Source organism: Aeromonas sp. A35_P, assembly GCF_002259925.1.
GTDB classification, from domain to species: domain Bacteria; phylum Pseudomonadota; class Gammaproteobacteria; order Enterobacterales; family Aeromonadaceae; genus Aeromonas; species Aeromonas dhakensis.
This window is the reverse complement of record NZ_NEVB01000135.1, coordinates 1-4,510: the sequence shown is the minus strand read 5'-3', so window position 1 is coordinate 4,510 and position 4,510 is coordinate 1. Positions and strand designations below refer to the sequence as shown.

The 4,510-nt window shown below is 59.5% G+C and carries 6 protein-coding genes; 5 read left to right on the top strand and 1 reads right to left on the bottom strand.

Features of this window, described 5'->3' with window-relative positions; genetic code table 11:
* Positions 1 to 342: transposase (locus CAK78_RS09450; RefSeq protein WP_141214109.1), on the top strand; the 342-nt coding region annotated here is incomplete at its 5' end.
* Positions 343 to 360: 18 nt separating this feature from the next.
* Here the strand turns inward: CAK78_RS09450 and uvrD are convergent.
* Positions 361 to 2,532: a DNA helicase II gene (uvrD, locus tag CAK78_RS09445; protein WP_094697106.1), complete on the bottom strand. Its 2,172-nt coding sequence runs from the start codon at positions 2,530 to 2,532 to the stop codon at positions 361 to 363.
* Here uvrD and CAK78_RS22645 point away from each other — a divergent pair.
* The 4 genes from CAK78_RS22645 to CAK78_RS09435 form a co-directional block, all read left to right on the top strand.
* Positions 2,520 to 2,813 (top strand): hypothetical protein, encoded by a 294-nt coding sequence (locus CAK78_RS22645; protein WP_141214159.1) that lies wholly within the window; start codon positions 2,520 to 2,522, stop codon positions 2,811 to 2,813. The genes uvrD and CAK78_RS22645 overlap by 13 nt on opposite strands.
* Before the next feature lie 152 nt (positions 2,814 to 2,965).
* The gene (locus tag CAK78_RS09440; protein WP_176452737.1) at positions 2,966 to 3,964 is read left to right on the top strand and encodes a BMP family lipoprotein; all 999 of its coding nucleotides are present in this window, start codon (positions 2,966 to 2,968) and stop codon (positions 3,962 to 3,964) included.
* 83 nt (positions 3,965 to 4,047) lie between these two features.
* Positions 4,048 to 4,182, top strand: coding sequence for a hypothetical protein (locus CAK78_RS22980; protein ID WP_254924741.1), 135 nt, complete (start codon positions 4,048 to 4,050; stop codon positions 4,180 to 4,182).
* Positions 4,183 to 4,213: 31 nt separating this feature from the next.
* On the top strand, positions 4,214 to 4,510 hold a 297-nt coding region (locus CAK78_RS09435; protein ID WP_141214151.1), incomplete at its 3' end, for a transposase.

Here is a 4,510-nt window from a genome sequence, read left to right as displayed (position 1 = left end):
GCCAGTGGTAGCGCGGTGATATCCGATGGATTGGCCTGTTTCAGGGCGGTGAAGGAGGCCAATTGTGAGCACCTGGGTGTTGTCACCGGGGGCAACCTTGACTTGCTGGATCATCCGGCATTCAACTGGGTAAACACGATGATAGGGAATGTGAAGAACTCGCTGCGGGGCAGTTGCCATACGCTCGGAGCGAAGCATTTACCGAGACATCTTGCTGAATACTGCTTCCGGTTTAATCATCGTTTTGACCTCAAAAGCATGTTGGTTGAATTGGGGCATGCAGTCGTGGCAAGCCCTCCGATGCCATATCGGCTCTTGAAGCTGGCTGAGGGTCATGGGTAATCAGGAAGGCATAAGAAATCAAAGCGCTTCCAATCTGGCATACGCCGTCACCAGCCACTTGGCGCCGACGTCGTCGAACTGGATCTGCACCCGGCTCTGCTGGCCGACCCCTTCGAAGTTGAGCACTATCCCCTCCCCGAATTTCGGATGGAGCACCCGCTGGCCGAGCTTGATGCCGCTGGCGTCGAAGCTCTGCTGCACCTCGTTCTGGCTAAAGCGGCCGTACTGGGTGGGGCGGCTGACCTGAGTGCGCAGCCGGATCTCTTCCAGACACTCGGCAGGCATCTCGCGGATAAAGCGGCTCGGCTTGTGGAACATCTCGCGGCCGTAGATGCGGCGGCTCTCGGCATAACAAATGTAGAGCTTCTCCATGGCGCGGGTCATGCCGACGTAACAGAGGCGGCGCTCCTCCTCGAGCCGGCCCGACTCCTCGGTGGATTGCTGGCTGGGGAACATGCCTTCTTCCACGCCGACCAGCAGCACCAGCGGGAACTCCAGCCCCTTGGCGCTGTGCAGGGTCATCAGTTGCACCGCGTCGGCGTATTCGTCAGCCTGATTCTCGCCGGACTCCAGCGCCGCGTGGGCGAGGAAGGCGGAGAGATCGCTCATGTCCTCCAGCTCGTCCGGGCGCTGGTACTGGCGGCAGGCGGTGACCAGTTCGTCCAGGTTCTCTACCCGCGCCTGGGATTTCTCGCCTTTTTCCGCCAGATACATCGCCTTGAGGCCGGAGTTCTGGATGGCGATATCCGCCTGCTGGTGCAGCGGCAGCATGGAAACCTGCTCCTCCAGCGCGTCGATCAACTCCACAAAGCCGCGCACCGCGTTGCCGGCGCGACCGGTCAGCACCTTGTCGTTGAGCAGCGCCTTGGCCGATTGCCACAGGTTCTGGCCCTGATCGCGGGCGTTGTTTCGCAGTATCTCGAGGGTGCGATCGCCGATGCCGCGGGTCGGGGTGTTGACCACCCGCTCGAAGCTGGCGTCGTCACCACGGTTGTTGATAAGGCGCAGGTAGGCCATGGCGTCTTTGATCTCCTGGCGCTCGAAGAAGCGCAGGCCGCCGTAGATGCGATAGGGCATGGCGTCCTGCATCAGCGCCTCTTCCAGCACCCGCGACTGGGCGTTGGAGCGATAGAGGATGGCACAGTCGGCGAGCAAGCCCCCCTTCTCCTTCCAGTCCTTGAGGCGGCCGACCACGAAGCGGGCCTCATCCACCTCGTTGAAGGCGGCGTACAGCGAAATCGGCTCGCCATCGGCCCCCTCGGTCCACAGCTCTTTGCCAAGGCGCTCGGCGTTGTTGGCGATGACGCAGTTGGCCGCTTTCAGAATGTTGGCGGTGGAGCGGTAGTTCTGCTCGAGGCGGATGGTCTCGGCGCCCTGATAGTCGGTCAGGAAGCGCTGGATGTTTTCAATCTTGGCGCCGCGCCAGCCGTAGATGGACTGGTCATCGTCGCCGACGATCATCACCTTGCCGGAATCCCCTGCCAGCATACGCAGCCAGGCGTACTGGATGCCGTTGGTATCCTGGAACTCGTCCACCAGGATGTTCTGGAAGCGATCGCGGTAGTGCTCGAGGATGTGGGGCTTGTTCAGCCACAGCTCGTGGGCGCGCAGCAAGAGTTCGGCAAAATCCACCAGCCCGGAGCGATCGCAGGTCTCCTGATAGGTCTTGTAGATTTGCTGATAGGTGCGGGTGACAGGGTCGCCGTAGAGGTCGATGTCGCCGGGGCGCAGTCCCTCGTCCTTCTTGCCGTTGATGTAGCCCATCACGGCGCGCGGGGCCCAGTGCTTCTCGTCGAGGTTGAGCGCCTTGAGCACCCGGCGAATGAGACGGTACTGGTCGTCGGAGTCGAGGATCTGGAAATCCTGCGGCAGCCCCGCATCCAGATGGTGGGCCCGCAGCAAGCGGTGGGCGATGCCGTGGAAGGTGCCGATCCACATGCCGCGCACGCCGTCGCCTATCACCTTCTCGACCCGGCCGCGCATCTCGGCCGCCGCCTTGTTGGTAAAGGTCACCGCGATGATGGAGAAGGGTGAACAGCGTTCCACCTGCATCAGCCAGGCGATACGGTGCACCAGCACCCGGGTCTTGCCCGAACCGGCACCGGCCAGCACCAGCAGGTTGCAACGGGGGGCCGCCACCGCGTCTCTTTGCTTGTCATTGAGCCCGTCGAGCAGGGTTGAAACGTCCATCACCACTCCTGTTTATTTATACAGGCGGGGATTATACGACCTGCGGCGCCGCAGACCAAATCGGCGTAGTGGTGATCACCACGGCCCGCTTCTCTGCTACCCCGAGCGGAGGCCTGACCACAGAGAAAAATCCATCAGTTGGCACCATTGGAAGCCACTTTTTGGCCGATTTCAGGAAAACGCTTGCTTATAACCTCATGAATACAAACAGAAATGTCATTTGGAGCCAATTATTCACAGAATTTAAATCTAAAAACAGGCATCAAAACAACAACTTATAAAGTCATTTGCTTATATTTCAAACCGTTAACGCAAACGTTTTTCCTTTATGATCTCCTTGACCCGTACCACGGCTCACTTACAGTTAGCCGGCGTGCTTTATGGCCTGCCCCGGCAGGTTGTGGACCCTCACATAACAATCAAGGATACGATCGTGACTAAAGTGCTCAAGCTGGCCACCGTTGCCGCCCTCACTCTCGCTGCCCTTTCTGCCCAGGCAGCCTCCCAGCCCGCCGTCATCTACGACACCGCAGGCAAATTCGACAAATCGTTCAACGAAGCCGTGTTCCGCAATGGCGTCGAAGTCTACAACAAGGACAAAGGCGTCAAGGTCAAGGAGTTCGAACCCCAGAACGAAGCCCAGCGTGAGCAGGGTCTGCGTCGTCTGGCCAGCCGTGGCAATGGCCCGATCGTGGCCGTCGGCTTCAACATGGGTTCCGCGGTAGAGAAGGTCGCGACCGAGTTCCCGAACACCCAGTTCACCATCATCGACATGGTGGTCGACAAGCCGAACGTCCAGTCCGTCATCTTCAAGGAGCATGAAGGTTCCTTCCTGGTGGGCGCGCTGGCGGCCATCGCCTCCAAGAGCGGCAAGGTCGGCTTCGTGGGCGGCATGGACATCCCGCTGATCCGCAAGTTCGAGTGCGGCTACGAGCAGGGCGCCAAGTACGTCAATCCGAAGATCGAAGTGTTCCAGAACATGACCGGCTCCACCCCGGCAGCGTTTGCTGACCCGGCCAAGGGTGCCGAGCTGGCCAAGTCCCAGTTCGCCAAGGGCGCCGATGTTGTCTATGCCGCCGCCGGCGGTACCGGCATCGGTGTTTACCAGGCCGCCAAGGACGAAGGCAAGCTGGCCATCGGCGTGGATTCCAACCAGAACCACCTGCAACCGGGCACCATGCTGACCTCCATGGTCAAGTCGGTGGGCCTGGCCGCCTACCAGACCTGGGATGACGCCGCCAAGGGCACCTGGAAACCGGGTATCAAGAACCTGGGTCTGGCCGAGGGCGGGGTGGATTGGGCACTCGACAAAGACAACGAGAAGCTGATCACCCCCGAGATGAAAGCCAAGGTGGAGGCCATCAAGGCCGAGATCATCTCCGGCAAGGTCAAGGTGCACGACTATATGAGCGACAGCACCTGCAAATACTGAGTAACCGCTACTACTCTCAACCCAACGACCGGCCCGCACGGGCCGGTTTTTAGTCTCTTTTCATGACCCGCAAGGACTGCATCATGGACCAGACAGATCGCTATGCCATCGAATTAAGGGGTATCGATAAGCGGTTTGGCGAAGTGTACGCCAACAAGCAGATCGACCTTAAGGTTCGTAAAGGAAAGTGCGAACAAGTCCTTGATGTGAGATCATGAACCCCACTTGGCATCAGGGATGAGGTTCAGCATGAGTCACCAGCTCACCTTCGCGGACTGCGAGTTCAATGGCAAACGCCGTAAAACCCGTAAAGAGATATTCTTGGCTCGCATGGAGGCTGTGCTCCCATGGCCAAGGATGCTGGGGGTCATCGAACCCGTCTATCCCAAAGCTGGTAACGGGCGTCGTCCCTACCCACTCGATACCATGCTCCGCATTCACTGTATGCAGCAGTGGTACAACCTCAGCGACGGCGCCATGGAGGACGCACTCTACGAAATTGCCTCAATGCGTCTGTTTGCCAAACTCTCCCTGGACCAGGCTATC

Excerpts from the sequence above, each read along its gene's own strand:
- CAK78_RS22980 (WP_254924741.1), top strand. The coding sequence starts at position 4,048 with ATGGACCAGACAGATCGCTATGCCATCGAATTAAGGGGTATCGATAAG.
- uvrD (WP_094697106.1), bottom strand. The coding sequence starts at position 2,532 with ATGGACGTTTCAACCCTGCTCGACGGGCTCAATGACAAGCAAAGAGAC.